General features: G+C 60.2%; 25 protein-coding genes. 19 read left to right on the forward strand and 6 right to left on the reverse strand.

Going from position 1 to position 25808, the window contains the following annotated elements; genetic code table 11:
• Positions 1-93 precede the first annotated feature (93 nt).
• Positions 94-1116 carry an amidohydrolase family protein gene (locus RT21_RS19385; RefSeq protein WP_046164017.1) on the forward strand — a complete coding sequence of 341 codons (1023 nt, stop codon included), beginning with the start codon at positions 94-96 and terminating at the stop codon, positions 1114-1116.
• Positions 1117-1535: 419 nt separating this feature from the next.
• Positions 1536-2774: a serine/threonine transporter SstT gene (sstT, locus tag RT21_RS19390; protein WP_046164018.1), complete on the forward strand. Its 1239-nt coding sequence runs from the start codon at positions 1536-1538 to the stop codon at positions 2772-2774.
• 123 nt (positions 2775-2897) lie between these two features.
• Here sstT and fabB read toward each other — a convergent pair whose 3' ends face one another.
• Both fabB and fabA read right to left on the reverse strand, forming a co-directional pair.
• Positions 2898-4115: a beta-ketoacyl-ACP synthase I gene (gene fabB / locus RT21_RS19395; RefSeq protein ID WP_045426346.1), complete on the reverse strand. Its 1218-nt coding sequence runs from the start codon at positions 4113-4115 to the stop codon at positions 2898-2900.
• An 11-nt stretch (positions 4116-4126) separates the two neighbouring features.
• Positions 4127-4642, reverse strand: coding sequence for a 3-hydroxyacyl-[acyl-carrier-protein] dehydratase FabA (gene fabA / locus RT21_RS19400; protein ID WP_045426348.1), 516 nt, complete (start codon positions 4640-4642; stop codon positions 4127-4129).
• 417 nt (positions 4643-5059) lie between these two features.
• On the opposite strand from fabA, the gene RT21_RS19405 reads away from it, so the two are divergent.
• The 8 genes from RT21_RS19405 (at position 5060) to RT21_RS19440 (ending at position 11355) form a co-directional block, all read left to right on the forward strand.
• Positions 5060-6082, forward strand: coding sequence for an NAD(P)H-dependent glycerol-3-phosphate dehydrogenase (locus RT21_RS19405; RefSeq protein ID WP_046164019.1), 1023 nt, complete (start codon positions 5060-5062; stop codon positions 6080-6082).
• 19 nt (positions 6083-6101) lie between these two features.
• Positions 6102-6440 (forward strand): DUF4389 domain-containing protein, encoded by a 339-nt coding sequence (locus RT21_RS19410; RefSeq protein ID WP_046164020.1) that lies wholly within the window; start codon positions 6102-6104, stop codon positions 6438-6440.
• Positions 6437-6895: a phosphohistidine phosphatase SixA gene (gene sixA, locus RT21_RS19415; protein ID WP_045426354.1), complete on the forward strand. Its 459-nt coding sequence runs from the start codon at positions 6437-6439 to the stop codon at positions 6893-6895. Before RT21_RS19410 ends, sixA begins: the two co-directional genes overlap by 4 nt.
• Positions 6896-6973: 78 nt before the next feature.
• Positions 6974-7429 carry a hotdog fold thioesterase gene (locus RT21_RS19420; RefSeq protein ID WP_045426356.1) on the forward strand — a complete coding sequence of 152 codons (456 nt, stop codon included), beginning with the start codon at positions 6974-6976 and terminating at the stop codon, positions 7427-7429.
• Positions 7430-7536: 107 nt separating this feature from the next.
• The gene (locus tag RT21_RS19425; RefSeq protein ID WP_046164021.1) at positions 7537-8343 is read left to right on the forward strand and encodes an alpha/beta fold hydrolase; all 807 of its coding nucleotides are present in this window, start codon (positions 7537-7539) and stop codon (positions 8341-8343) included.
• A complete protein-coding gene (locus tag RT21_RS19430; RefSeq protein ID WP_045426362.1) occupies positions 8340-9197 on the forward strand; it encodes an alpha/beta hydrolase in 858 nt (285 codons plus the stop codon). The genes RT21_RS19425 and RT21_RS19430 overlap by 4 nt, the downstream gene beginning before the upstream one ends.
• A gap of 178 nt (positions 9198-9375) precedes the next feature.
• Positions 9376-10179, forward strand: coding sequence for a DUF4892 domain-containing protein (locus tag RT21_RS19435; RefSeq protein WP_046164022.1), 804 nt, complete (start codon positions 9376-9378; stop codon positions 10177-10179).
• An 81-nt stretch (positions 10180-10260) separates the two neighbouring features.
• Positions 10261-11355, forward strand: coding sequence for an AI-2E family transporter (locus RT21_RS19440; protein ID WP_045426368.1), 1095 nt, complete (start codon positions 10261-10263; stop codon positions 11353-11355).
• A gap of 29 nt (positions 11356-11384) precedes the next feature.
• Here RT21_RS19440 and RT21_RS19445 read toward each other — a convergent pair whose 3' ends face one another.
• Positions 11385-12371 carry a patatin-like phospholipase family protein gene (locus tag RT21_RS19445; RefSeq protein ID WP_045426371.1) on the reverse strand — a complete coding sequence of 329 codons (987 nt, stop codon included), beginning with the start codon at positions 12369-12371 and terminating at the stop codon, positions 11385-11387.
• A gap of 174 nt (positions 12372-12545) precedes the next feature.
• Between RT21_RS19445 and selD the strand changes: the two genes are divergently transcribed.
• The 8 genes from selD to RT21_RS19485 all read left to right on the forward strand — a co-directional run bounded on the left by selD (position 12546) and on the right by RT21_RS19485 (position 20689).
• Positions 12546-13580, forward strand: a complete 1035-nt coding sequence (gene selD, locus RT21_RS19450; RefSeq protein ID WP_046164023.1) for a selenide, water dikinase SelD — start codon at positions 12546-12548, stop codon at positions 13578-13580.
• Positions 13580-14686 carry a tRNA 2-selenouridine(34) synthase MnmH gene (mnmH, locus tag RT21_RS19455; protein WP_046164024.1) on the forward strand — a complete coding sequence of 369 codons (1107 nt, stop codon included), beginning with the start codon at positions 13580-13582 and terminating at the stop codon, positions 14684-14686. The genes selD and mnmH overlap by 1 nt, the downstream gene beginning before the upstream one ends.
• A 27-nt stretch (positions 14687-14713) precedes the next feature.
• Complete coding sequence (locus RT21_RS19460; protein ID WP_045426380.1) at positions 14714-14992, forward strand: hypothetical protein; 279 nt, start codon at positions 14714-14716, stop codon at positions 14990-14992.
• Positions 14993-15081: 89 nt separating this feature from the next.
• Positions 15082-15684, forward strand: a complete 603-nt coding sequence (locus tag RT21_RS19465) for a flavin reductase family protein (protein WP_046164025.1) — start codon at positions 15082-15084, stop codon at positions 15682-15684.
• A gap of 178 nt (positions 15685-15862) precedes the next feature.
• A complete protein-coding gene (locus tag RT21_RS19470) occupies positions 15863-16780 on the forward strand; it encodes an AAA family ATPase (protein WP_045426386.1) in 918 nt (305 codons plus the stop codon).
• 32 nt (positions 16781-16812) lie between these two features.
• The gene (locus RT21_RS19475) at positions 16813-17775 is read left to right on the forward strand and encodes a DUF58 domain-containing protein (RefSeq protein ID WP_046164026.1); all 963 of its coding nucleotides are present in this window, start codon (positions 16813-16815) and stop codon (positions 17773-17775) included.
• Positions 17772-19793 (forward strand): transglutaminase TgpA family protein, encoded by a 2022-nt coding sequence (locus RT21_RS19480; protein WP_046164027.1) that lies wholly within the window; start codon positions 17772-17774, stop codon positions 19791-19793. Before RT21_RS19475 ends, RT21_RS19480 begins: the two co-directional genes overlap by 4 nt.
• Positions 19794-19891: 98 nt before the next feature.
• Positions 19892-20689, forward strand: coding sequence for an acyl-CoA thioesterase (locus RT21_RS19485; RefSeq protein WP_046164028.1), 798 nt, complete (start codon positions 19892-19894; stop codon positions 20687-20689).
• Positions 20690-20754: 65 nt separating this feature from the next.
• Here RT21_RS19485 and RT21_RS19490 read toward each other — a convergent pair whose 3' ends face one another.
• Both RT21_RS19490 and RT21_RS19495 read right to left on the reverse strand, forming a co-directional pair.
• Complete coding sequence (locus tag RT21_RS19490; protein ID WP_046164029.1) at positions 20755-22227, reverse strand: methyl-accepting chemotaxis protein; 1473 nt, start codon at positions 22225-22227, stop codon at positions 20755-20757.
• Positions 22228-22336: 109 nt separating this feature from the next.
• On the reverse strand, positions 22337-23149 hold the full coding sequence (locus RT21_RS19495) for a TatD family hydrolase (RefSeq protein ID WP_046164030.1): 813 nt from the start codon (positions 23147-23149) through the stop codon (positions 22337-22339).
• Positions 23150-23323: 174 nt separating this feature from the next.
• On the opposite strand from RT21_RS19495, the gene RT21_RS19500 reads away from it, so the two are divergent.
• The gene (locus RT21_RS19500; RefSeq protein WP_045426403.1) at positions 23324-24736 is read left to right on the forward strand and encodes an MltF family protein; all 1413 of its coding nucleotides are present in this window, start codon (positions 23324-23326) and stop codon (positions 24734-24736) included.
• Between the two features lie 4 nt (positions 24737-24740).
• On the opposite strand, the gene RT21_RS19505 is transcribed toward RT21_RS19500, so the two are convergent.
• Entirely contained in the window at positions 24741-25763 is a 1023-nt protein-coding gene (locus tag RT21_RS19505) for a lipase secretion chaperone (RefSeq protein ID WP_082082195.1), read from the reverse strand.
• Between the last annotated feature and the right edge of the window lie 45 nt (positions 25764-25808).

The raw sequence follows: 25808 nt of genomic DNA on the forward strand, positions 1-25808 counted from the left end.
CATTAAGCGCGGCTCGCTTGTAACAGCGTTATCGCGTTATGAACCGCCAAGCGACTGGACGGTCTATCTGCGTGCTCATCAGGAGGACATCGGTTGCTCAACATACGAAACTGTCTCGCCGCGTTTTGCCTGGTTGTCTCGGCTGCACCGGTACAGGCACGGGACTACCACTACAGCGACGCCCATCTGCATTTCGTCGACTTTTTCCAGGAAAGCGGTGGCATGGACCAGCTGCTTAAAGCCATGGACAAGGGCGACATTGATCACGTGATGATCAGCGGTATACCGGTCGCTAAGAAATGGCACGAGAATGAGCCCAAACGCCCTCGCTACTATGCAGGCGATGACGCGGCCGTCTACTGGTACAGTGCGACCGATGTGGTGGTTGCTGCGGCGCTCAAGGAGTTAGACGAAGAGCAGCGCAAGCGCTTCCATCCGTTTCTATCGGGCTTCAATCCGAATGACAAGAACGCCGACGCGCATATCCGTCGGATGCTCGATATGGATCCAGGTCTGTGGCAGGGACTTGGTGAGATATTCACGCGGCATGATGATGTGACGGCTCTGACTCAGGGCGATACGCCCCGTGCCAACAACGAAGCGTTGACGCGGGTCTACCACCTGGCAGCCGAGTTCGATCTGCCGGTCATGCTGCACTCAAACATCACCTCCAAGCGCGAACGCAATCCGCTCTATCTGGCTGAACTGGAAGAGCCGCTGCGAAACCACCCGCATACACGCTTTATCTGGGCGCATGCTGGTACCAGCAAGGAGCTTCATCGTCACCAGAAGAAGCTGGACTTCCTGCTACCTACCGTCAAACGCCTGCTCGATGACTATCCGAATTTATACGTCGATTTGTCATGGACCATGCTTCGTCCGTATCTGCTGGACAGCGCAGGCGCACCCGATCCCGACTGGGTGGCCTTGGCCGAGCGGCATCCTACGCGCTTCATGATTGGTTCAGATGTTGTGGGGCGCTTCGAAGGTTTGGGAGAGGCGATGCACGCATTTGATCCTTTCCTCGATGCGTTGCCCGAGGCCGTGGCACGCAAAGTGGCGCGTGACAATTTTCTCGCTGTACTTCCGCGTAAGCGGCAGGCGGAGGTGCGGTAAACACTGAAGTGGCGCCAGTTGGCCGTCGGATGGCTCCATGTGCCGCTCTTCACGCCTTCTCAACGCCAAGATTTCAAGATGCCCGTTCCTGCTGATTGATGAAGATTCGTGACCTGTCTCTTCAGCCATCTGCGGGTGCTAACCAGGCCAGCGCCCCGAGCCAGGAGCGGGCATCGCTGGGATTAATCTAAACGAGCGGGTAGTACGATTTACCATCTGGCCCGCTTTGTTTCGGCGACGCCCTGCAAGGGGCTTCGTGTTCTGCACTGTGCTACAAGGTGTCAGTCCATCCGTTTTGCCCCGAAGCTGGGCAGATCGGGTGGAGATGCGTACCATCCGGCGTTTTTCGCAGGGCTTCGGCTGTCGCTTCCAGGGCGATGGGCCTCGCCTGATCCAGCCGTCTACGCCGAGACTTCGCTATGTCCAATCCCTCATCTCCTCTAATTCGAGCTTATAACCGTATCGGTCTGGTCACACAGATTGTGGTCGGCCTTGTTGCGGGCTGTCTTCTGGCCTGGCTGTGGCCTGAGGCCGCAGCGTCAGTCAGCTTGCTGGGAAGTCTGTTCGTCGCAGGATTGAAGGCGGTTGCGCCGGTATTGGTGTTCGTTCTGGTCACTGCGTCGCTAGCCAATCACAAGCGCGGACAGCCGACGCACATTCGTCCGGTTCTGATGCTCTATGCGTTGGGCACGGTCAGTGCGGCAGCCGTTGCTGTTATCGCCAGCTTCATGTTCCCGACCAGCCTGACGTTGGTCAGCCAAGCCAATGACGTCGTACCGCCTGCAGGTGTCGGGGCTGTTTTGAAAACGTTACTGTTCAACGTCGTGGATAACCCGATCCATGCGCTGATCGAAGGTAATTTCATCGGCATCCTGGCGTGGGCGATTGGACTTGGGTTTGCGTTTAGGCACGCGCGTCAGAGCACTCGCGATCTGATCGCCGATGTCTCGGAAGGCGTTACCTTGATCGTCAAGGTCGTCATCGGGTTTGCTCCGCTGGGTATCTTTGGTCTGGTAGCGGGGACCTTAGCCGAGTCCGGCTTTGCCGCGCTGGCCGGTTACCTGCAGCTCCTGATGGTGCTGGTGGGCAGCATGCTGTTCATGGCGCTGGTGGTTAACCCCTTGATCGTGTTCTGGCAGATTCGCCGCAACCCTTACCCGTTGGTGTTCACCTGCTTGCGGGAGAGCGGTATCACTGCTTTCTTTACCCGCAGCTCGGCAGCCAACATCCCGGTGAACATGCAGTTGTGCGAGCGGCTCGGGCTGCATAAGGACACCTACTCGGTTTCGATCCCGCTTGGCGCGACCATCAATATGGGTGGGGCGGCTATTACCATTACGGTGTTGACATTGGCAGCCGTGAACACGCTGGGCATCGTTGTGGATATCCCGACGGCGATCTTGCTCAGCCTGCTTGCAGCGGTTTGTGCCTGCGGTGCCTCTGGTGTCGCTGGCGGTTCGCTGTTGCTGATCCCGCTGGCCTGCAGCCTGTTTGGGATTTCCAACGATTTGGCGATGCAGGTCGTCGCTGTCGGCTTCATCATCGGAGTAATTCAGGATTCGGCCGAGACTGCGCTGAACTCCTCGACGGATGCGCTCTTTACAGCAGCATCATGCATAGCGCATGGAGATGTGGAAGGACAGGTGCAGGCTTCCTGATCTACTGCTTTCGTCCAGGTCGCGTTCCGGTCCGGTTAAGCGATCTGGAGATGACCGCATATAAAACATCCACAAACAACAACGGCGCCCTGAGGCGCCGTTGTCGTTTACTAGCTGTGCTGATCAGCCTTTCCAGCGCTTCAGTACCAACGTTGCGTTGGTGCCACCGAAGCCAAAGCTGTTACTCATGACGGTGTCGATCTTGGCATCTTCGCGGGTTTCGCGAACGATCGGCAGGTCCGCGACTTCTGCATCGAGCTCTTCGATGTTGGCCGAGCCGGCAATGAAGTTGCCCTGCATCATCAGCATGCAATAGATCGCCTCGTGAACACCTGCGGCGCCCAGTGAGTGGCCTGACAGGCTCTTGGTCGAGCTGATGGCTGGGATCTTGTCACCGAACATGTTGCGTACGGCCTTGCTCTCAGCGACGTCGCCCACCGGAGTGGAGGTGCCATGGGTGTTCAGGTAATCGACATCACCTTCAACCGTGGCCATCGCCTGCTGCATGCAGCGCAGCGCGCCTTCGCCGCTCGGTGCGACCATGTCGTAGCCATCGGAGGTCGCGCCGTAGCCGACAATTTCCGCGTAGATCTTAGCGCCGCGCTTGAGCGCATGCTCCAGCTCTTCGACCACCACCATGCCGCCGCCACCCGCGATGACGAAGCCGTCACGCTTGGCATCATAGGCGCGCGAGGCCTTTTCCGGCGTCTCGTTGTACTGGCTGGAGAGGGCGCCCATGGCGTCGAACAGGCAGCTCTGGCTCCAGTGCTCTTCCTCTCCGCCGCCGGCAAAGACGACGTCCTGCTTGCCCATTTGGATCTGTTCCATCGCATGGCCGATGCAGTGCGCGCTGGTGGCGCAGGCCGAGGCGATGGAGTAGTTGATGCCCTTGATGCGGAACGGCGTCGCCAGGCAAGCGGAAACCGTGCTGCTCATGGTGCGGGGTACACGGTACGGCCCTATGCGCTTGACGCCCTTCTCGCGAAGGATGTCGATGGCTTCCATCTGATTGATGGTAGAGGCGCCACCGGATCCAGCAATGAGGCCGATGCGCGGGTTGGAAATATCCTCAGCGCTGAGGCCTGAGTCTTCCAGAGCCTGTTGCATCGCCAGATAGGCGTAAGCTGCCGCATCGCCCATGAAGCGCAGAACCTTGCGGTCGATCAGCTCTTCGAGGTTCAGATCAACCGAGCCGGAGACCTGGCTACGCAGGCCCATATCGGCATAGGCCTGATTGAAGCGAATACCGGGGCGACTGGCCCTTAGGTTGGCGGAAACGGTGTCTTTGTCATTGCCGAGGCAGGAAACGATACCCAGGCCGGTGATTACGACGCGACGCATGCGGAAGTCCTTCAGAAGCTATCAGTAGATGTAAACAGGCCGACACGCAAACCTTCGGCACTGTAAATCTCGCGACCATCCACGCTAACGGTGCCATCGGCGATACCGAGTACCAGAGAGCGGCTGATGGTGCGTTTGATATGGATGTTATAGGTAACCTTCTTGGCGGTCGGCAGGACCTGACCGAAGAATTTGACCTCGCCAGAACCCAGCGCACGACCACGGCCCGGGTTGCCCTGCCAGCCCAGATAGAAGCCGACCAGCTGCCACATGGCATCGAGGCCCAGGCAGCCAGGCATAACCGGGTCACCTTCGAAGTGGCAGGCAAAGAACCAGAGATCAGGGTTGATATCCAGCTCTGCAACCAGCTCGCCCTTGCCGTACTTGCCGCCGACTTCGCTGATATGAACGATGCGGTCAACCATTAGCATGTTCGGCGCGGGCAGTTGCGCATTACCGGGGCCGAACAGCTCGCCGCGGCTGCAACGGAGCAGATCTTCCCGAGTAAAGGCCTGTTGTTTGGTCATGCGTATTCCTCAATGGTCCCTTTATGGAGGGCTTGCTGCGTTCATCCGACTCGAATAAGCGAGTCCGGCCATAAGACTAGTCATAGACTGCCGCCTTGCGCTGAAAGTCACAGCACAGGGACATGGGTACCGCTCGTTTCGACCAACCACGAGACCACCACGGTAGAAACGGGCCGATACTTTAACACTCCTGATCCGTGACAACGACCATGTGACGTTCTGCCTCTTATAGACCATTGGGGAATGCCGCCCCAGGATGCTGACAACGCAAGCCTGGCCACACGGTCTTTCGCTGTCGCTCGGCGCGACCGGAAATTGTAATCGGATGATTCTGCTGGCATCAGGGTTTGCACTGGTTGCGTGCGGAGCGCTACGTATAATGCTGACCATTGCACCCTGTGCCTAAACGGATCCCCCATGACTGAACAGCAACCCATAGCGGTGCTTGGCGGCGGCAGCTTCGGAACCGCGATAGCAAACCTGCTTGCCGAGAACGGCCACAGCGTCCGATTGTGGATGCGCGATGCCGAGCAGGCCGAGAGCATTCGCACGCACCGCCAGAATCCGCGCTATCTGAAAGGTGTGACGCTGCTGCCAGGCGTCTGCCCTGTTACCGACCTTGGGCAGACGCTGGCTGACTGTCAGCTGATCTTCGTAGCATTGCCTTCCAGCGCCTTGCGGCAGGCCTTGTCCCCTTTCGCTGATCATCTATCGGGGAAGATGTTGGTTAGCACTACGAAAGGCATCGAGGCCCAGGGCTTCATGCTGATGAGCCAGATCCTGGAAGAAATCGCGCCGCAGGCCCGAATCGGGGTGATTTCAGGACCTAACCTGGCGCGAGAAGTAGCCGAGCATGCACTGACCGCGACGGTTGTCGCCAGCGACGATGAGGCGCTTTGCCGTTGCGTGCAGCAGGCGCTGCATGGGCGCACGTTTCGTGTCTATGCCAGTTCTGACCGGTTTGGCGTCGAGCTTGGCGGAGCATTGAAAAACGTTTACGCGATCATGGCTGGTATGGCTGCAGCCCTCGGCATGGGCGAAAACACCCGCAGCATGCTGATCACGCGCGCCCTGGCTGAAATGACTCGCTTTGCTGTTAGGCTCGGCGCAAATCCGATGACGTTTCTCGGGCTGGCAGGGGTGGGAGACCTGATCGTCACTTGCACCTCGACGAAGAGTCGCAACTTTCAGGTGGGCCATGCTCTTGGTGAGGGGTTGAGTCTCGATGAGGCGGTGTCGCGGCTGGGTGAAGTGGCCGAAGGCGTCAACACTATCAAGGTATTGAAGACCAAGGCCGAGGAGCTACAGGTCTACATGCCACTGGTCGCGGGTCTGCATGCCATTCTGTTTGAGGGGCGTACGCTGGATCAGGTGATTGCGCTGTTGATGCGCGGTGAACCGAAGACCGACGTGGATTTTATTTCCACCGACGGTTTCTGATACGACAACGGAGCTATCAATGAACACATCACAACGCAGCGCAGAGCGCGAGTCGCTGATTCTGCGCGCACTCTGGATGCTGATTTTCTTTTTTGTCTGGCAGCTGGCCGAACTGGCCCTGCTGGTTGTAGTCGTGGCGCAGTTGGTGCTGCAGGCGGTGAATGGCAAAGCCAATGACAGCTTGCTGGAGCTCGGTGACAGCCTCAGTCAGTACGTGGCGCAGATAGGCCGTTTCGGCACGTTCAATACCGATCGCAAGCCTTGGCCGATGTCCGATTGGCCTAAACCGCGTCCGGCCGATAGGGATGCGGTGCCTCCTGTGCAGCCGGCCCCGCCAAAACAGGAGCCGCAGCCATGATGTTGTGGCTGTTGCGCCACGGCGAAGCCGAGCCCCGCAACCGGACCGATGCCGAGCGTAACCTCACCGCTGCGGGCCGAGTCGAAGTGGAGCGCGCCGCCGCGCATCTACAAGGGCAACCGCTGCAGGCCATTCTGGCAAGTCCCTATCAGCGAGCCCAACAGACCGCTGAGATCGTCCGGCAGGCGCTCGGTTTTAGCGGATCGGTGGAAACCGTACCCTGGTTGACGCCGGAATCTGATCCGGCCGATGCGCTGCTTTATCTCGATCGTCGTAGCGAACAGCACGTGTTGCTGGTCACCCATCAGCCCTTTGTCGGTGTGTTCGGCGGGTGGCTGGTCAGTGGTCACCGCGACGCGCCCATTCCGATGGCAACCGCTAGCCTGGCTGAGTTGGAAGGGGAGCACGTTGCGGCGGGGTTGATGCGCCTGGTTGCGCTGCGGCATCCAGTCTAATTGCACTAGCTACTATCGATGCTGCGCTTGCAACTGCAAGTGACTTGCTGCAGACAAAACAAAAAACAGGAGCGATACGTGAGCATTTGGCAACGACCACCGAGCCTCGAACAACTCAACGCCAACCGTCAGAACACCATTGTCGAGCTGCTCGATATTCGTTTCGAAGCAGTCGAAGAGGATTGCCTAACGGCCAGCATGGTCGTGGACTCCCGTACTCACCAGCCCTATGGGTTGCTGCACGGCGGTGCTTCGGTAGTGCTCGCTGAGACCGTTGGGTCCATGGCCAGCTACCAATGCATCGACCCGAGCCGATTTTATTGTGTCGGCCTCGAAGTGAACGCCAACCATATCCGCGCGGTACGCAGCGGTCGTGTCACCGCGGTCTGTCGTCCGGTTCATCTGGGACGGTCCAGCCACGTCTGGGACATACGGCTGCACGGGGATGACGGCAAGCTGAGCTGTATCTCGCGTTTGACTGTTGCGGTCGTGCCGATTGGCGAAAACAGTCCGCAGCCTATGGAGGCGTCGTAGGCGCTCTATTTGGCAGGACTGCCTTTGCTTCTGCCGCTTCGGCCGATTGCCGTTAAGGGAAGGGGCGCCAGACAATGGCCGTCGTCTCCATCCAGCGCCTATAACTCATGACGCAACGCATTTTTTTCGCTCACGCCAACGGTTTTCCATCTGCCACCTATCGCAAGCTGTTTGAAGACCTGACGCCCGAGTACGCAGTCACCCATCTCGATCAGCACGGTCATGACCCGCGCTTCCCGGTCGATGACAACTGGCAGAATCTGGTGCAGGAGCTGGTTGAACAGCTAGCGGCGTTGCAGGAGCCAGTCTGGGGAGTCGGGCATTCGCTTGGTGGAATGCTGCACTATCACGCCGCCTTGCAACGCCCGGAGCTTTATCGCGGGGTGGTCATGCTCGATTCGCCTATGCCGACCTGGCTGGATCAAACCTTGATCTGGGCGGGTAAACGCTTTGGTTTCATTGATCGTCTGACGCCCGCGGGGCGTACCCTTGGTCGTCGCGAACAGTTCAGTTGCGTCGACGAAGCGCGGCGTTACTTCGCCAGCAAAGCACTGTTTCGCGCTTTCGATCCTGCCTGCCTGGATGCGTATGTCGAGCATGGGCTCGAGCCGACTGCTCAAGGGGTGCGTTTGCGCTTCGATCCGGAGACGGAAATTCGTATCTATCGCAGCGTGCCGCATGTGACGCCCGGCTGGCCCCATGCGCTGAAGATGCCACTGGCTGTCGTGCGGGGACGTGAAAGCCGAGTTGTGCTGCCCCATCATCTTTATCTGCTACGGCTGGTTGCCCACGGCGAGGCGCATACCTTGCCCGGCGGGCATATGTTTCCGCTCGAGCGACCGCGTGAAACCGCGGCCCTGCTCAGGCAGTTGTTCGGTCGCTGGACCGAACTGGACAGGCGGGGTGCCGCATGAGTGTCACGTTCGAAGAGATCCGCCTGAGCCTGCCACATATCGAGGTAGCGGCTCACCTGTACGGTCCGGAGGACGGTCAGCCGGTCATTGCTTTGCACGGCTGGCTAGACAATGCGGCCACCTTTTCGCGTTTGGCGCCGTTGCTTGAGGGCGTCCGGATCGTTGCGCTAGACCTGCCAGGGCACGGGCATTCCGATCATCGACCGCTCGGGGCGGCTTACAACATCTGGGACTACGCGCACGACGTCTTGCAGACGGCCGAACAGTTTGGCTGGAAGCGGTTTTCTTTATTGGGGCACTCGATGGGCGCCATCGTGTCGGTGTTGCTGGCCGGTGCCATGCCTGATCGGGTCGAGCGACTGGCCCTGATCGACGGGGTGATCCCCTATACCGGCGAAGCCGAAACGGCCCCGCAAAAGCTTGGGGAATCGCTGCAAAAGTTGCTTGTCGTCGACGACAAGCGAAAGCCGGTCTACGCCAGCTTCGAGCAGGCTGTCGCGGCGCGCATGAAAGGCGTGGGGGCGGTCAGCCACGAGGCGGCCGAGCGGCTCGCGCAGCGAGGGTTGATGCCGGTTCCTGGCGGTTATACCTGGCGCACTGATGCGCGTTTAATGCTGCCGTCGTCGATGCGCCTGACTCGTGCCCACGCGTTGGCATTCGTGCATGGCGTGGCCTGTCCGGCGAGCCTGGTGCTGGCAGAACAAGGTTTGCTGACCCAGCCGGCCATGCTCGAACTGACGCAGGCCTTGCCATTCGTGCTGCATCGGTTGCCCGGCGGCCATCACCTGCACTTGGATGATCAAGTCGGTGCCGAAGCGGTGGCGGCAGTTTTCAACCCGTTCTTCGCAGGGTGAATCGAGCTAGCACGGGATTACGCAAGAATCTGTCGCAAAGCCCCGCTTGACTTGCATTTGCCAACTGGTGACGCTGGGCTATCGCCTCAGCAGGGAACACCGCAATGATCAACCTCCATACCACTGCCACCTCCAAGGGTCGGACCCTGCCGTCGGTGGTGACCCATTGAGGTGTCGTATGCGAGTTAGATGGGTAACAGCGCTGATCTTGACTATCGGCATCGCTGATGCGGCGGATCTTCCGGGCAGCAGAGACTTCGACTTGCTTCCGCGATATCCGCAATCTGAAATCGTGGGCTTCAAAGAGCGGGACGTGCTGGACCGAACCTATCCGCTGGATTCGATACGGCGTATCAGCGGGCGGCTACGAATGAGCGACCAGATCGCCGCCAGCGGCCACCTGACGGCCGTTACCTATCTTCTGCCCGATGTCCATACCGGCATCGAAGCGTTCGAGCGTGGACGAAATCGTCTGTTGAACGAGGGCGCTGAACTGCTCTTCTGGTGTGAGGGGCGTGAGTGCGGATCGAGCAGTCTATGGGCTAACGAGGTGTTTCATCGTTCGACGCTGTACGGCCCAGAGGCGAGGCAAGCCTATTTGCTGGCGCGCCTGCCAGGCGATTCGGATCGGCTGATGGCGCTATACGGTGTAACCCGTGGCAACGGTCGTCCTTATCTGCACGTGGAGCAGTTTGTGCCTGATCAGCCGCTCGGTATCATCCTGCCGAATCCTGGCACCCTGTTGCGTCAGTTGAAAAGCACTGGCGAACTCTGGCTGCCTCGATTGCCGCAAGAGCCGACGGCGGAGTGGGGCGCGCTGCTGGCCAATGTCCTGCGGCTCGACAGCACGATACGGGTCTCGCTGAAAGGCAAAGGCGCTGCGGCTTGGTACGAAGCGCTTACCCAGGAGCGAATCAAGGCGCGGCGCATGGAGGCGGAAACCTCCGACGAGGATGGGCTGCGTATGACGCTGTTGCGTTGAGGGTATATTCCAGACTGCAATAGCCACTGCTTCTGGTGCACTTTGCTCCAAAGTGCACCGCCTTCTTCCATAGGTAACACCATGCTTAACAACGATCGTCTGCTGGTGCAGATTCTGCTCCTGGTGCTGCTCGGTGCCTGTGTGTGGGTGCTGGCCCCGTTTGCCTCGGCGCTATTCTGGGCAGCGGTGCTGGCATTCGCCAGCTGGCCGATCATGCGCGTGCTGACCCGTTGGATGAAGGGCAATTCCACGCTTGCCGCGACTCTGTTGACCGGCGGTTGGATGGTGCTGGTAGCCGTGCCGCTGGTCTGGCTTGGATTCAACATTGCCGATCAGATCCGCGAGTTCAACGTGCTAGTGCACAACCTGCAAGTGCAGGGGCTGCCAGCACCGCCGGCGTGGCTCGCTGAGCTGCCACTGATCGGCGACAACCTGTTGAATATCTGGAACACGCTGGACGAGCAAGGGACGGCCTTCTTCGCGACGATCCGGCCCTATGTCGGTCAGGTCGGCAACTGGTTGCTGGTGCGCAGTGCACGCGTAGGCGGGGGGATGCTGGAACTCGCGCTCAGCCTGGTACTCGTGTTCTTTTTCTATCGCGACGGGCCAAAACTGGCTGCATTCGTCCATAGCCTGCTGCACCGTTTGATTGGCGATCGCGCTGATCATTACCTGGAGCTGGTGGCTGGGACAGTTCAGCGTGTCGTCAACGGTGTGATCGGCACTGCTGCCGCCCAGGCGATTCTGGCGTACGTCGGCTTCAGCATTGCAGGCGTACCCGGTGCACTGATCCTCGGTCTGCTGACGTTCGCTTTCAGTTTCCTGATGGTCCCACCTTTGGTTTGGGGTCCCGCCACACTCTGGCTCGCCTGGCAGGGGCAGTACGGCATGGCGATCTTCCTGGGTATCTGGGGAATGTTCATCATCAGTGGGGTGGACAACGTGCTGAAACCCTACCTGATCAGTCGCGGAGGCAACCTGCCATTGGTTGTGGTGCTGCTTGGCGTGTTTGGTGGCGTGCTGGCGTTCGGTTTCATGGGGCTGTTCCTCGGCCCGACGCTGCTGGCAGTTGCCTACAGCCTGCTGGAAGACTGGCTGGTCAAGGAAGTGCCTGGGGTCGTCACGCCAGCAAAACTACCGGGCAATCAATCCAACGATGCAGCAGTTCGCGACTAGCCGGTTGTTGCTGATTGCAGGCTCCCTGTTTAGAGCTGTTCGCGCTCGTACTTATCAAGCGCGTCGCTGGCAATTATCTGCCCCAGCTTGATCAGCTCCGGTGCTTTGTAAAACTCGTAGAAACGGCAGGCGCGCTTGGGAATGTTGACCAGCACGTTGGGTGGGTAACCGGCAATCTTGTATTGCGTCAGTGAGGATTGCATCACCTCGAAGCTCTGGTTGATGAGCTCCAGCAAAGATGCCGGGCCACCCACATCAATCACCATCGAACCTTCCGCCGACTTCGGCGCGCTTTGCCCAGACGGGGCGCCCGGCGGCTGGCTCGCGCCAGGCCCATCGACAGCAGTGAGTTCGGCTATATGCTCTTCAAGCCCCTTGCTGCGCCAGAACGGAAGGTGCGAGCTGATCGAGCTGACCATGGCATCGAAGCGTCCTGGTCGGATCACTTCCGGCAGGGGGTATTGTCGATGGTTATTGGCGTTGAGGTTGACGGCGATGATGATGTCGCTGTGGCTTGAGACCACCGGCACGATTGGTAATGGGTTGAGTATCCCGCCGTCGACCAGCATTCGGTTGCCTTGCATGACCGGCGTGAACAGGCTTGGGATGGCTGCTGAGGCACGCATGGCCAGTTCCAAGTTGCCCTCTTGGAACCAGATCTCCTGCTGGTTCGTCAGATCGGTCGCAACGGCCGTGAACGGAATCGGCAAATCCTCAATGTTGACCGATCCGAGCATCTCGCGGATCCGTCCGAAGATTTTCTCGCCGCGTATCGCACCGAGGCTGAAACTCGGATCAACCAATCGCAGCATGTCGAAGTAATCCAGGCTTTCGATCCATTCGCGGTACTCTTCCAACTTGCCTGCTGCGTAAATACCGCCTACGACTGCACCCATCGAACAACCTGCGACGCAGGTGATCTCGTACCCCCGTGTTTCAAGCTCTTCGATCACGCCGATATGCGCATAACCGCGTGCGCCTCCCGAACCCAGTACCAGTGCGACCTTGTTGCCCATGTGATTCTCCCTTTGGCATGGGGCGGTAGCTTCAAGCTTCGGGCTGCAAGCTTCAAGCTAAAGCCGCAGAGCCGGCCGCTTCATTGCAACCCTATTGGCCATGGCGCAGCGATGCGGTGACCAGCCTTGCTACAATCGTCACCCGTTTTGCCAGCATCACGAGACCTTTCCCAGATGAGCGAACCCATCCGCCTCACCCAATACAGCCACGGTGCCGGCTGCGGCTGCAAGATTTCACCCAAGGTGCTGGACGTGATCCTCGCCGGCAGCGGGGCACAGAATCTCGATCCGCGTTTGTGGGTCGGAAATGCCTCGCGTGATGATGCTGCGGTGTATGGCATCGATGAAGAGCGCGGGGTTGTATCGACTACGGATTTCTTCATGCCGATCGTCGATGATCCCTTCGACTTCGGCCGCATCGCCGCGACCAATGCCATCAGTGATATATACGCCATGGGCGGGGACCCGCTGATGGCGATCGCCATCCTTGGCTGGCCGGTCAATGTGCTGCCGCCGGAAATAGCCCGCGAAGTCATCGCAGGCGGTCGCGCCGTGTGTGAAGCCGCAGGCATTCCACTGGCAGGCGGGCATTCAATCGACGCGCCTGAGCCGATCTTTGGTCTAGCGGTCACCGGCCTGGTCAACAAGAGCCAGATGAAGCGCAACGACACGGCCACGGTTGGATGCAAACTCTATCTGACCAAGCCATTGGGAATCGGCATCCTCACCACTGCGGAGAAAAAGGCCAAGTTGCGGCCCGAGGATGTCGGCAGGGCGCGTGACTGGATGTGCACGCTCAACACGCCCGGCAGCCGCTTCGGCAAGCTCGACGGCGTGCGGGCCATGACCGACGTGACTGGCTTCGGGCTACTTGGTCATTTGGTTGAGATGGCCGATGGCAGCGCTGTGACCGCGCGCATTGACTACGCCTGTGTGCCGCGTCTGGACGGCGTCGAGTACTACCTCGAGCAAGGCTGTGTGCCCGGTGGCACCGGCCGTAACTTCGACAGTTATGGCGACCGCATCGCGGCCATTGACGAGGTGCAGAAACAGCTGCTTTGCGACCCGCAAACCAGTGGCGGATTGCTGGTTGCGGTCGCGCCGGAAGGCGAGGCGGAGTTCCTCGCGGTCGCCGCCGAGCTCGGCCTGACGCTCAAGCCCATCGGTGAAGTGATCGAAGCCGGCGCCTATGCCGTTGAGGTACGTTGATGCGTGGTGATACCGATAACTTTGCTGAGCTTTTCCTTAACGATGTACCGATGATGGACGCGCGAGCGCCTGTGGAATTTGCCAAAGGCGCATTCCCCGGCGTGGTCAACCTGCCGCTGATGAACGATCTCGAGCGGCAGAAGGTTGGCACCTGTTATAAGCAGCATGGGCAACAAGCGGCGATTGAACTGGGCCACCGGTTGGTGAGTGGTCAAGTCAAGGCCGACCGCATTCAAGGTTGGGCCGACTTCGCGCGCAACAACCCTCAGGGCTACATCTACTGTTTCCGCGGCGGGTTGCGTTCACAGCTGGTGCAGCAGTGGCTCAAAACCGAGGCGGGGATCGACTATCCGCGCGTGACCGGTGGCTATAAGGCGATGCGGCACTTTTTGCTTGAAACCATTGAGCATGCCGCCGCGCATGACAATTTCGTGCTGGTCGGCGGTATGACTGGGACGGGTAAAACCGAGGTGCTGGCACGCCTGGACGACGGAGTCGATCTGGAAGGCATTGCCAATCATCGCGGTTCAAGCTTCGGCAAGCGCGCCACTCCGCAGCCGGTGCAGATCGACTTCGAGAACGCCCTGGCGATTCGTTTGTTGAAGATGCAAAAAGCGGGTGCGAGGCAGTTCGTTTTGGAGGATGAAGCGCGGCTGGTCGGTCGTTGTTCGATTCCGCTGCCCTTATTTCAGGGGATGCAGCACTATCCGCTGGTCTGGCTCGAAGACAGTTTCGATGGACGGGTGGACCGCATCCTCAAGGATTATGTGATCGACCTCTGTGCAGAGTTCACCGTTGAGCACGGCGCGGAAGGATTCACCGCATTTGCTGAGCGTTTGCAGCAAAGTCTGGTCAATATCAGCAGGCGGCTTGGCGGCGAATGCTATACACGGTTGGCGGCAATCATGGATCAGGCGCTTGCCGAGCAAGCGAGTACCGGCTCGGTTGATCTCCACCGCGAGTGGATCGAGACGTTGTTAAGGCAGTACTACGATCCGATGTACGCCTACCAGCGTGAAAGCAAGGCCGCCCGGATCGAATTCGCAGGTGAACAGGACGCGGTCGTGGAATTCCTGCGCGAGCGCGCCGCGGTTCAACAAAACTGAGCAGGTCTCGGAAAAGAGGATGTATCGATGAAGAACATTATCTGTCTATCGCTGTTGGCACTTGCCCTTACCGGTTGCGCCGCCAAGACGGCCTATCGAGACAGCTGCGCATCTCAGCTGAACGCCGCTTGGGAAGAGCAGAGCCTGGCCGAGGCGGAAGGGTTCGCCGGCACGGTGAGCTATTCCAAGGCGATGGCACTGCTGACTGGCGCCAAGACCCAGCAACAATTCGAGGCTTACCAGGGCTGCGTCGAGAAGGCCAAGAAGGCGCGCTTCTATCTGCGTGAATCCCGCGCAGGCCGCTAATACCGCTGCGATTCTGTGGCAGCCGTCCGGCTGCCACTTCTTATCCATCGGTTCTGGCCGAGTGCCAGACCGACTCAGTAGGAATCCGCATGCTGCTCGATTTTTCCAACCTGGCGCCGGTCGAGGCCTACCGCTGGCTGTCGTCCACCATCACGCCCCGACCGATTGCCTGGGTCTCGACGTGTTCGACCGCAGGCGTCAGCAATCTTGCGCCTTTCAGTTTTTTCCAGGTGATCAGCAGCAACCCGCCAACGCTGCTGATCAACGTCGGACTCAAGGACGGCTTGCCGAAAGATACCGCCCGCAACGCGCACGAAACGGGGGAGCTCGTTGTGCAGCTCGTCAGTGCAGAGCAAGCCGAAGCGATGAACGCCTCTGCGGCTGCATTGCCTCATGGCATCAGCGAATTTGAACACTGCGGGATTGCCAGCGAATCCGCGAGCCTTGTGAAGGTGCAGCGGGTCGCTGGTGCACCCGTTGCCTTCGAATGCCGTGTCGCGCAAATCCTGCCGTATCCTTCCGAGTCGCCCAATTGTCAGCTCATCTTCGCTGAGGTGTTGTTGGCGCATATCGATGACCGCGTGCTAGATGAGCGCGGTCGTATTGATTCCGCGCGGCTCGATCTAGTCGGCAGGCTCGGCGGTGCAGCATATAGCTATACGCGCGAGCGTTTCGAGATGCAGCGACCCTAGTGGGCGCGTACGTTTCCGACCGCTTGGGTGATGGCGCGCGTTTCGGGCTCTGATGAGGCACAACGTCAGCGCACGCAGGGTCAAGCGTCATATCACAAGTTCGTAAACCAGGATTTCACCGCTTTGCTTGAGCTAGGCCGGGTCAGTAGGATCGACGGATAAAACAAAGGAGAGTTGCATGCGCACCCGATTGGATGTCTGTCTGAGGGCGGTCAATGAAGTGCTGCTCGGCAAGCAATCGCAGGTGCGATTGGCCATGGCTTGCCTGCTGGCGAGGGGGCATCTGCTGGTGGAAGACTTGCCCGGCATGGGCAAGACGACGTTGAGCCATGCGCTTGCAAAGGTCATGGGGCTGGACTTCCAGCGCATCCAGTTCACTTCCGACCTGCTGCCCGGCGATATCCTCGGTACCTCTGTTTTCGACAAGGATAGCGGTCAGTTCGTATTCCACCCCGGACCGATCTTCGCCGAGTTGGTGCTGGCTGACGAAATCAACCGGGCCACACCGAAAAGCCAGAGCGCGCTGCTTGAAGCCATGGAAGAAGGGCAGGTAACGATCGAGGGCGCGACGCGACCTTTGCCGGAGCCCTTCTTCGTGGTCGCCACGCAGAACCCAGTCAGCTCTGGCGGCACTTTCGCGTTGCCCGAATCCCAGCTGGATCGCTTCCTCATGCGCCTATCGCTGGGCTACCCCGCCAAAGCGGCGGAGAAAGCGTTGCTGCTCGGCGATTCGCGTCGTGATTTGCTCACTCGGTTACAACCCCAGCTGGATCGCGCCGAGCTCGCTGCTATCCAGCAGACGGTGAGCGCCGTTCGCGTCAGTGATGCTCTGGTCGATTACGTCCTGCGCTTGGTCGAGGCCACGCGCACCCAGCCGCAATTCGCCTGGGGCTTGTCACCTCGCGCCAGCCTGGCGCTGCTGGCGGCAGCCCGTGCCTGGGCCTTTCTCGACGGCCGAGATTACGTGATTCCGGAAGACGTCCAGGCGGTGCTGCCCTCGGTGGTTGGCCATCGGTTGCGCGAACGCGCCGATGCCACCGGGCATGGCGGCGGCGCGCTGGTGCAATGGCTGTTGCGCGAAGTGCCGGCGCTGTGATGCCGCCGCTGCTGGGCTGACGGGGAGCGGCTATGCGAGTGCTACCACGGATACGAGACCGCTGGCTGCTCAAACGCATCCCTCCGGGTCCTAGCGTACGCCTCAACCAGCGGCGTATCTTCATCATGCCCACAGCGGTCGGGATGAGCTTCCTGGTCGCGCTGCTGTTGATGCTGCTTGCCGCGATCAACTACGAGAACAGTCTGGCTTATGCCCTGACGTTTTTGCTGGGCTCGGTATTTGTCGTGGCGATTCTGCATACCTGGCGCAACCTGGCGGGTCTCGAATTGCAGGCAGGGGGGGCTGAGGCGGTTTTTCTTGGCGAGCAGGCGTGTTTGCGGGTGCGCTTGGAGAGTCGCGGACGCCTTTACCAAGCCGTCTCGGTCGGATGGCCCAAAAGCGGTCTGCAGTTGGTCGACGTGCCGGCCGCAGGCACCTGCGAACTGCAGCTTAGCCTGCCCACCGAGCGCCGTGGCTGGCTACGACCAGGACGGTTGCGCGTTGAGAGTAGATTTCCCTTGGGCATTCTCGTGGCGTGGAGCTGGGTGGATTTGCAGCTCGCCGCGCTGGTGTACCCACGCCCACTCGCGGGCGATCTGCCTCAGGCCGTCGGGCTGGACGAAGAGAGCGGTGAAGGTTCGCGGGCGCTGGGCAGCGGCATCGACGATTACCAGGGCTTGCGTCCCTGGCAACCAGGCGACTCGAAAAGACGATTGCACTGGAAAGCCTATTCCCGCGGTCAAGGCTTGCTGGTGAAGGATTTCACTGCGCTGTCCGGTGAGGACCCGCTACTGGATTTCGATGAACTCGCCGGTGATATCGAGTCCCGGTTGTCGTTGCTCTGTCACTGGGTCGTGGAACTGTCGTCGCGCCAGCAACCCTTCGCCCTCCGAATAGCTGAAACCACCATCGAGGCCGCTGTGGGTGTTGAGCACCGGAACCGTTGTCTGCGAGCACTGGCGCTGTTCGGCCAGCAATCGGCGGCGCCGCAATGAGCAGCTTGCAGCCTATCCCACGCAACGGCCTGGTCTGGCTGTTGGTCGCGCAGGTGCTGGTCATCCTGCCGCATCTGGCTCATCTGCCACTGTGGATCATCGGCCTCTGGCTGGGTTGCGCGATCTGGCGGGTGCAGATCTTCCGCATGCGCGCTCCATACCCGCGGAGCTGGGTAAAGGCACTGATGATGCTGGGCGCTGCATTTGGCGTTTATTTCTCACGCGGCGGGCTGATCGGGCTCGATGCAGGCGTGGTGCTGCTGATCGCGGCGTTTATTCTCAAACTGGTGGAAATGCGCAGTCGTCGCGATGCGTTGGTACTGGTCTTTCTTGGCTTCTTTGCCGTGGTCACCAGCTATCTGTTCAATGACGGCCTGCTCGCCGGGATCTACAGCCTGGCGCCAATCACCGCGCTGCTGGCGGCGATGATCGGCTTACAGCAGAGCCCTGCGGGCACTCATCCCTGGCCGACGCTGCGACTGGCCGGCTCGTTGCTCTTGCAGGCGATCCCACTGATGCTGGTGCTGTTCGTCCTGTTTCCGCGCCTAGGGCCGCTTTGGTCATTGCCTCAGCCGAAGGATCGCGGCGCCACCGGTCTGGCTGACAGCATGTCGCCAGGTGATATGGCCGAGCTGAGTCGCTCGAGTGCCCTGGCATTTCGCGCCAGCTTCGAGGGCCCGATCCCTGATAGGGATCAGCTGTACTGGCGAGCAGTAACCTTTGAGCGTTTCGATGGACGGCGATGGTCGCAGTCTTTCAAATCGCAGCTCCCGCAGACCCCAGAATGGTCACCGCGGGGCGCACCGGTTGCATACAGCATCGTCATGCAGCCCAGTGGGCGGCCGTGGTTGTATGGATTAGACGTAGCGCAGGTCGACGCGGGCGATGTGCGACTGATGAGTGATTTCCACCTGGCGCGCCCTCGGCCAGTCGACAAACCGCTGTTGTACCAGGCGACTTCCTGGCCGGAGGCACTGCGCGAGCCAAATGCTGGACCTGCTGTTCTGGGAAGGGCTTTGGAACTGCCGTCCACAGGCAACTTACGCAGTAGGGCCTGGGCGGCGGAGCTGCGACGCGCGCATCAGACGCCCAAGGCAACGGTGCAAGCGCTGCTCAGCCATTTCAACCAGCAACCGTACAGCTATACCTTGCGTCCGTCGCCGGTGGGCGAGGACATCGTCGACGGTTTTCTCTTTGATACGCTGAACGGATTTTGCATTCATTACGCAGGCGCGATGACCTTCGTGCTGCGCGCGGCCGGTATCCCCGCGCGGGTGGTCGCTGGCTATCAGGGTGGGGAGGTCAACCCTTCGGGCAACTACCTATCGGTGCGTCAACTTGATGCCCATGCCTGGGTTGAATATTGGGAGGCGGGCAGCGGTTGGGTCAGTGTGGATCCGACATTCCAGGTCGCGCCGGAACGGATCGAGCGCGGGCTGGAGGAGGCGCTTGACGCTGAGCAGGATCTGATCGAAGGCGCCATGATGGATCTCCGGCGCTACCGCGACATTGGTTGGCTGAACGACCTGCGTTTCGGCTGGGACAGCCTCAATTACGGCTGGCAACGCTGGGTCCTTAATTACCAGGGCGAAAGGCAGCTGGAAGTACTGCAAGGGTTGTTCGGCAAAGTCGACTCGCGCAAGCTCGGTCTACTGATGGTCGCCACGGGGGCGTTGCTGGTTGTCCTGCTCGCGCTTCTGCTCCTGAAGCCTTGGCGCCGCGAACAAGATGCGCAACTGCGCCAGTTCCAGCGCTTCGAACAATTGCTGGCGCGGCATGGCGTGGCGCGGCAGGCAGGCGAGGGTGCGCGCGACTTCGCTCAACGTGCAGCAGCGCGGCTGCCAGATGCTGCCCCCCAGATTCAAGCGTTCGCTGGACTGTACGAACAGGCCCGTTATGCGGGTCAGCCGACCGACCTGGCCGAGATGAAGACTGCACTCCGAAGCTTGCGACGCCAGCTGCCTTGGCGTGCCAGAGTGAGCAAGCCGCGGGGTGGTATCGACGGCGACAACCTATAGCTGCTCGAGATGGCATGACATCACCAACTGTTCGGCGATGCCCCCGCTGGTCCGCGCAGCGATAAGATGAACCGCAATAACAACGAGTCGAGGTAGGAATGACCCTGTCCGAACTGCTACAAGCCGTGCGTGAAACCCCTCAAGATGTCGTCGTGCCTGCCAGTTGGGGGCAAGGCCGGGCCGGTTTTGGAGGGTTGGCCGCGGCGCTGGTATTTGAGGCCATGCAGGCGAAAGTGCCGAGTGATCGTCCGGTGCGGTCGCTGTCGATCACCTTTGTTGGGCCGCTTGCGGTTGATGTGCCCGTCAGCTTCGAGGCTGAAGTGCTGCGTGAAGGCAAGGCGGTCAGTCAGGTACTTGGCCGTGCCATCCAGAACGGCCAGGTGGTGACTCTGGTACAAGGCAGCTTCGGCGCAGCGCGTGTCTCCGCCGTCAGGGTGGAGGCTGAGCCGGCCCCAGAACTGCCGCCGGTGGAGGCCTGCCAGGAGCTGCCCTACATCAGCGGTGCTACACCTGAGTTCACCCGCCATCTGGTCATGCGCTGGGGCATTGGCGGTCTGCCTTTCTCAGGTAATACATCGCGAGAAATGGGCGGATGGGTTCGTCAGCGTGGCGAGGTCGACCGGGAGCCAGTAACCGTCTCGCATCTGCTTGCGCTCGTCGACGCATGGCCACCGGCCGTGCTGCCACACCTGAACAGTTTCGCGCCGGGCAGCTCGCTGACCTGGACCATCGAATTCGTCCAGCCACTGCCAATACTCGATACCCACGAATGGTGCCGGTACCGAGCGGTGATCGAGCACGCTCAGGACGGCTACGGTCATTGCGCGGCCGCGTTATGGACCGGCAGCGGTCAACTGGTTGCACTGAGTCGACAGACGGTAACCGTCTTCGGATAAGCAGAGCGCTGCCCGCTGGCTCTTACGCCAGCGGGCTAATAGGTCATCCGTACATGCTGATGCGGTCAAAGCTTGAGCTGGTGAATCGCTTTGCTGAGTTCGCCGGAGAGCGCCGCGAGTTCTGCGCTGGTGTTTGCCGATTCGACGGTTTGCTGGACAGTTCGCTCGGTGACGTCGCGAATGCCGGTGACTGAGCGGTTCAGCTCCTCGGCAACTTCGCTCTGTTGTTCAGCGGCCACGGCAATTTGCGTGTTGCTTTCGCGCATCTGTGCGACTGCCGCAGTAATGGCTTCGAGCGCGAGTCCTGCCTCGCGTGCTTCGCGCACGCAGTCGTCTGCCTTGAGTGAGCTTTCCTGCATGAATTCGACGGCATCGCGGGTCATGGTTTGCAGGCCGGTGATCATCTGGGTGATTTCGTCAGTCGATACCTGAACGCGTTTGGCCAGGCTGCGCACTTCATCTGCAACCACAGCGAAGCCGCGGCCCATTTCACCGGCACGTGCGGCTTCAATCGCAGCGTTCAGGGCCAGCAAGTTGGTTTGTTCGGCGATGCTGTGGATAACGCTGACCACGCCGTTGATTTTCTGGCTGTCGGCCGCCAGCTGGCCGATCGTTTCGGCCGTTTGCTGGACTCCCTGCGACAGGCTGGATATAGAGCGCTCGACCCGTCCCACGACATTTTGCCCGTTGCCCGCGAGGCGGTCGGCACTCTGCGACTGGTCGCGTGTTTCCCTGGCGTGTTCGGCGATGTGGTGGACAGTGGCGGTCATCTCGTTGATTGCAGTTGCTGCCTGGTCGGTTTCGCTCTGCTGGCCGAGCATGCCCTGGCGGACCTCGCTCATGCTTGATGCCAGCCGAGCGGCTCCGTCATCGAGCCGGGTCGCCGCCTGGGCAACGGTGCTGACAATGCGTTGGTAACCGGCTTGCATTGCGTTGAATGCCGCAGCCATCTCGCCGACTTCATCACCGCTGGCCAAAGGCACTCGCATCGACAGGTCGCCGCTGCGCTCGACGTGCACCATTACGTTCTTGAGCGTGTTGAGATGGCTTAGCAGGAAGTGGATCAACAACTGTGATGCGGCCAGCAGCACCAACATCAAGACAGCAACAGCAATGGCATAGCTGAAGAAATGTTCACCCAGCAGCTGCATGGTGCTGGGCGCACGAGCCAGCACGGCCAGGGTGTCCCCGCCCGGTCGGGCTACCAGTTGGGTGCCCACGACCGGTGTCTTGCCGAACAGCCGGTCATGCTCGATCGCAACCCACCCTTGGCGGGCGGTTACAGGTTGCCCCTCGATCGCAACTGCCTGACCAGCCGGAAATACCTGAATGTCGGCGTCCCTAGGTATTGCGGAGCCTTCTGGCCAGGCCTGTAGTAGAGCTCCCAATTGCTGCGCATTGTTCTGTGCGTCGTGGCTTCGCGACTGCTGTTCGAGTTGCAGGGCAAAGAGCACCAGTAGCAGCGTGGTAGCGAACGACACCAGGTTCAGCGCCCAGAACTTGTACTTCAGTGAGAGATCGCGAATCCATAAAGCCATTGCATGCTCTTCTTATGTCGATGACCGGAACGTTCGTCGCGCAGTGGCATCGCCGCCTTTTTGCGAACCCGTTCTGTTAACGGCCGAAAGTGGTTGGGCTTGAGCCAGTTCAGTGTTCATTCAGCGGCTCGATGCGGAAGAATTCCTGAGCACAGCGGGTCGTGCTCTGCGCCAGCTGTTCCTCGCTGACACCTCGATGCTGCGCCACTTCACGGAGTACTTCAGGAAGAAATGCCGGCTCGTTCTGGCCACCTTTAGGTTTCGGCCGCAGCGTGCGTGGCAGCAGGTAGGGTGCATCGCTTTCGAGCATCAAGCGAGCTTCAGGGATTTCGCGCACCAGTGGATGCAGGTGAGTGCCGCGGCGCTCATCACATATCCAGCCAGTGATGCCGATGTGGAGGTCGAGATCGAGGTAGGCATAGAGCGCGCGTTTCTCGCCGGTAAAGCAGTGCACGACCGCAGCGCTGAGCTTGTCACGGAACGGCCGAAGTATTTGTACCAGACGCTGGTCGGCGTCGCGCTCGTGAAGAAACACCGGCAGGCCGGTTTCTACTGCCAGCTGCAGGTGTTCTTCCAGGACCCGTTCCTGCTGTGCGCGAGGGGACAGATCCCGGTTGAAATCCAGTCCGCACTCGCCGACCGCGCGCGTCTCGGGTTCGGCGAGTAGGGCTTTGAGCTGTGCACTGGTACTGGATGCCCATTGGCTCGAGTCATGAGGGTGGATACCCGCGGTACAGAACAACCGTTGCCGGCCTTCATCCAGCTCCCGGCAGAGGGCCAGTGCTGCTTCGCTTTCAGCAAGGCTAGTGCCGGTCAAAACCAATTGTGTGACGCCCGCCGTGTAGGCGCGCTGCACAACTGCACGGGGATCACGGGCAAACGTTGGGTGGGTGAGGTTGACGCCGATGTCGACAAGTTGCATGAAGCGTCTCGCTTATAAGATCAAATTATATAGATAAAAATCATGTAGTTGCAGCTGTTAATTAAAGACCATTAGAAGGTGTCGCTGGCGGCCGGGCGAAGGCTATGAGAGTCTTCGCCACCTTGCGGCAGGGTGCCGCTGTGCATTTTGTCTCATTCGAGCCGATACCCGGAAATGACCCGATTATTTTCCCTGCTGCTGTGTCTGCTGGTGCTTGCACCCTGGCCGGCGGTTGCACGGGTGATGGGGCCTCCAGCCTGGCAGTCGGCGGATACCGTACGCGATCTCGCTGATATTCGCCGCAGTGGCGTTCTTAGGGTTCTGGTCAATCAAAGCCGCAACAGTTCCGGCGAGGTCAAAGGCGAGCCCATCGGTGTGGAATACGTGCGCCTGCGCGCCTTCGAGCAGTATCTCAATCGTGGTTCGAAGGGCACGCCGATCAGCTTGAAGATCATTCCCAAGGCTAAGGACCAGCTGCTCGGTGCGCTGCAACGCGGTGAGGGTGATCTGGTTGCCCCTGGAGAGATCTTGCCGCAAGGCGCGGCGCGCCGGATAAGCCGTAGCCGTGCTGTGATCGCTCAGGTGCCGATGGTGTTGGTGAGTCGACAGGGTGGCCCTCGTTATAAGAGCTTCGAGCAACTATCAGGTCGTAGCCTGGCGCTGTCGGCCGGCAGTGCCGCGGGTCCTGCGCTGGAGAAGCTCAATCGGAGCCTGATGCAGGCCGGACGGGCACCGATCGCTGTCGAGTGGGTTGACCCCACGTTGGCGGTGGAGGACGTACTGGAGATGGTACAGGCTGGCGTCTATCCGGCTACCGTGGTGGAGCAGCCCATTGCAGAGCGCTGGGCAAAAGTATTGCCTAAGCTGCGCATCGAATCGCAGCTGACACTGGGCGACCCCGCCGATATGCATTGGTTTGTGCAAAAGGATGCGGGAATGCTAAGTGCGAGCGTCGACCGTTTCCTCCAAACCTACAGCGCGCCTGATAACCAGGATGCAGCATTCGTTCGCGTCTATCGCAGACTCTATCGGGTGCAGTATCCACTGGATCGTGTCGGCAGACAGCGCCTGGAAAAAGTCCGTCCGACCTTGCAGCGGCATGCCCAGCAGCAACAGATCGATTGGCTCAACCTGGCTGCGCTAGCCTTCAAAGAGTCGACGCTCGATCCGTCGGCGCGCGGTGCGGGCGGAGCCACCGGGCTGATGCAAGTGACGCCGGCGACCGCTCGTAGCATGGGTGTGAAGGATATCGGTCAACTGGATAACAACGTGCTTGCCAGCGCGAAGTATCTGGCAAATATCCGCCAAACCTTCTTTTCCAGTCCCAGGCTGAATGAGCGCGAGCGCATGGCGTTTGTGCTGGCGGCCTACAACCTCGGACCGCAGCGGGTCCAGAGCCTGCGTGCCGAGGCCCGCCGTCGAGGCCTTAACCCGGACCAGTGGTTTTTCCAGGTTGAGCGCGTTGCCATGTCGAGCATGGGTATGGGTGTGGTCAGCTATGTCAATGCCGTGAACAAGTACTACCTGGCCTACACCCGGGAGCGGTACCTCCTCGAAGGCGGTCCGCAGAGCGCTTCCAGCAATTGAATCCTTAGCCGCGCTTAGCGGCGAGCAGCTGCTCAGCAGCTTGCAGCCGTTGGCGCTCGTTCTCATTGAATTGCTCGGCCGCCAAGCGGGCGATGGCGGCACGTTTATCCGCCTCGCCGAGTCCCTGGCTGCGTTCAATCCGGCGTTTCGCCTGGTTATAGGCGGTGAGCCGGCTTTGCCATGCCTGGCGCTGACGGTCGAGCTCCTCCAGGCGGGCTGCGGCTGCGTTGCCAACCAGCTGCTGGCGTAGCTGTCGTAGATCGGCCGGGTTGCCACCGTTGGCTGCCAGCGCACGTGTCTGCTCGCTCAGTTGCCTTTGCATCTGTACCGCCACTGTATCCTGCAGTTCCGCTGGCAGACTGTCTTGCAACCTGTCCAATGCCGCGCCTTTGCCCGACGCGTCGAGCGTTGCGTCGTGCCGAATGGCCAGGCGTTCTAGCGTGAAGTGGTCAGTCGCCTCGTCTAGCGCGAAGAATGCTTGGTGGACCCGATCATCGAAGATTCCCGCACGCAGCTGCTGAACCGCGCGAAGGCGATCGCGCATGGCGTCAATGTCGGCCTGTTGCGTATGGTGCTGCTCCAGCAACAGTAGCTGCCTTTTGTAATCCAGGTACTGGCTCAGCAGCTGGATGGCATGGTCCGCTGCAGGCTCGGGGAGCTGCGTTTCGATGTAGCGACGTAGCCTGGCGACACTGGTTTCGAGCGGTTCCTCACCAATTGAGGCCAGGAAGTAATCGAAGACACGGCGTATCTCCGCATCGATGATCAAGCTTCCGCCCTCGTCAGCCCGCAGTCGCCCGTCCACCCGTGTACCTGCAAAAGAGTCCGGTAGACGGGCAATCGCGTCAGCCCGCGGCAGCTTCCGGGTGGGTGTTGGGCTTTGTTGCGGGCCGACCTCGCTAGTGTTGATCTGAACGGGCTGAGGGCGGCCAAGGACTTGAGCAGGCGTAGGGTCGGGCGGGACACCTCCGTACATCGCGACGCCGAGGATAAGTGTCAATACGAACAGGACGGCAAGCATTTTCATCAGGATGCCTTGTGGTCAGGAGGTGGGGCCGAGCGGCCCCACCGG

The organism is Pseudomonas sp. 10B238 (genome assembly GCF_000970615.1).
Lineage (GTDB): Bacteria > Pseudomonadota > Gammaproteobacteria > Pseudomonadales > Pseudomonadaceae > Stutzerimonas.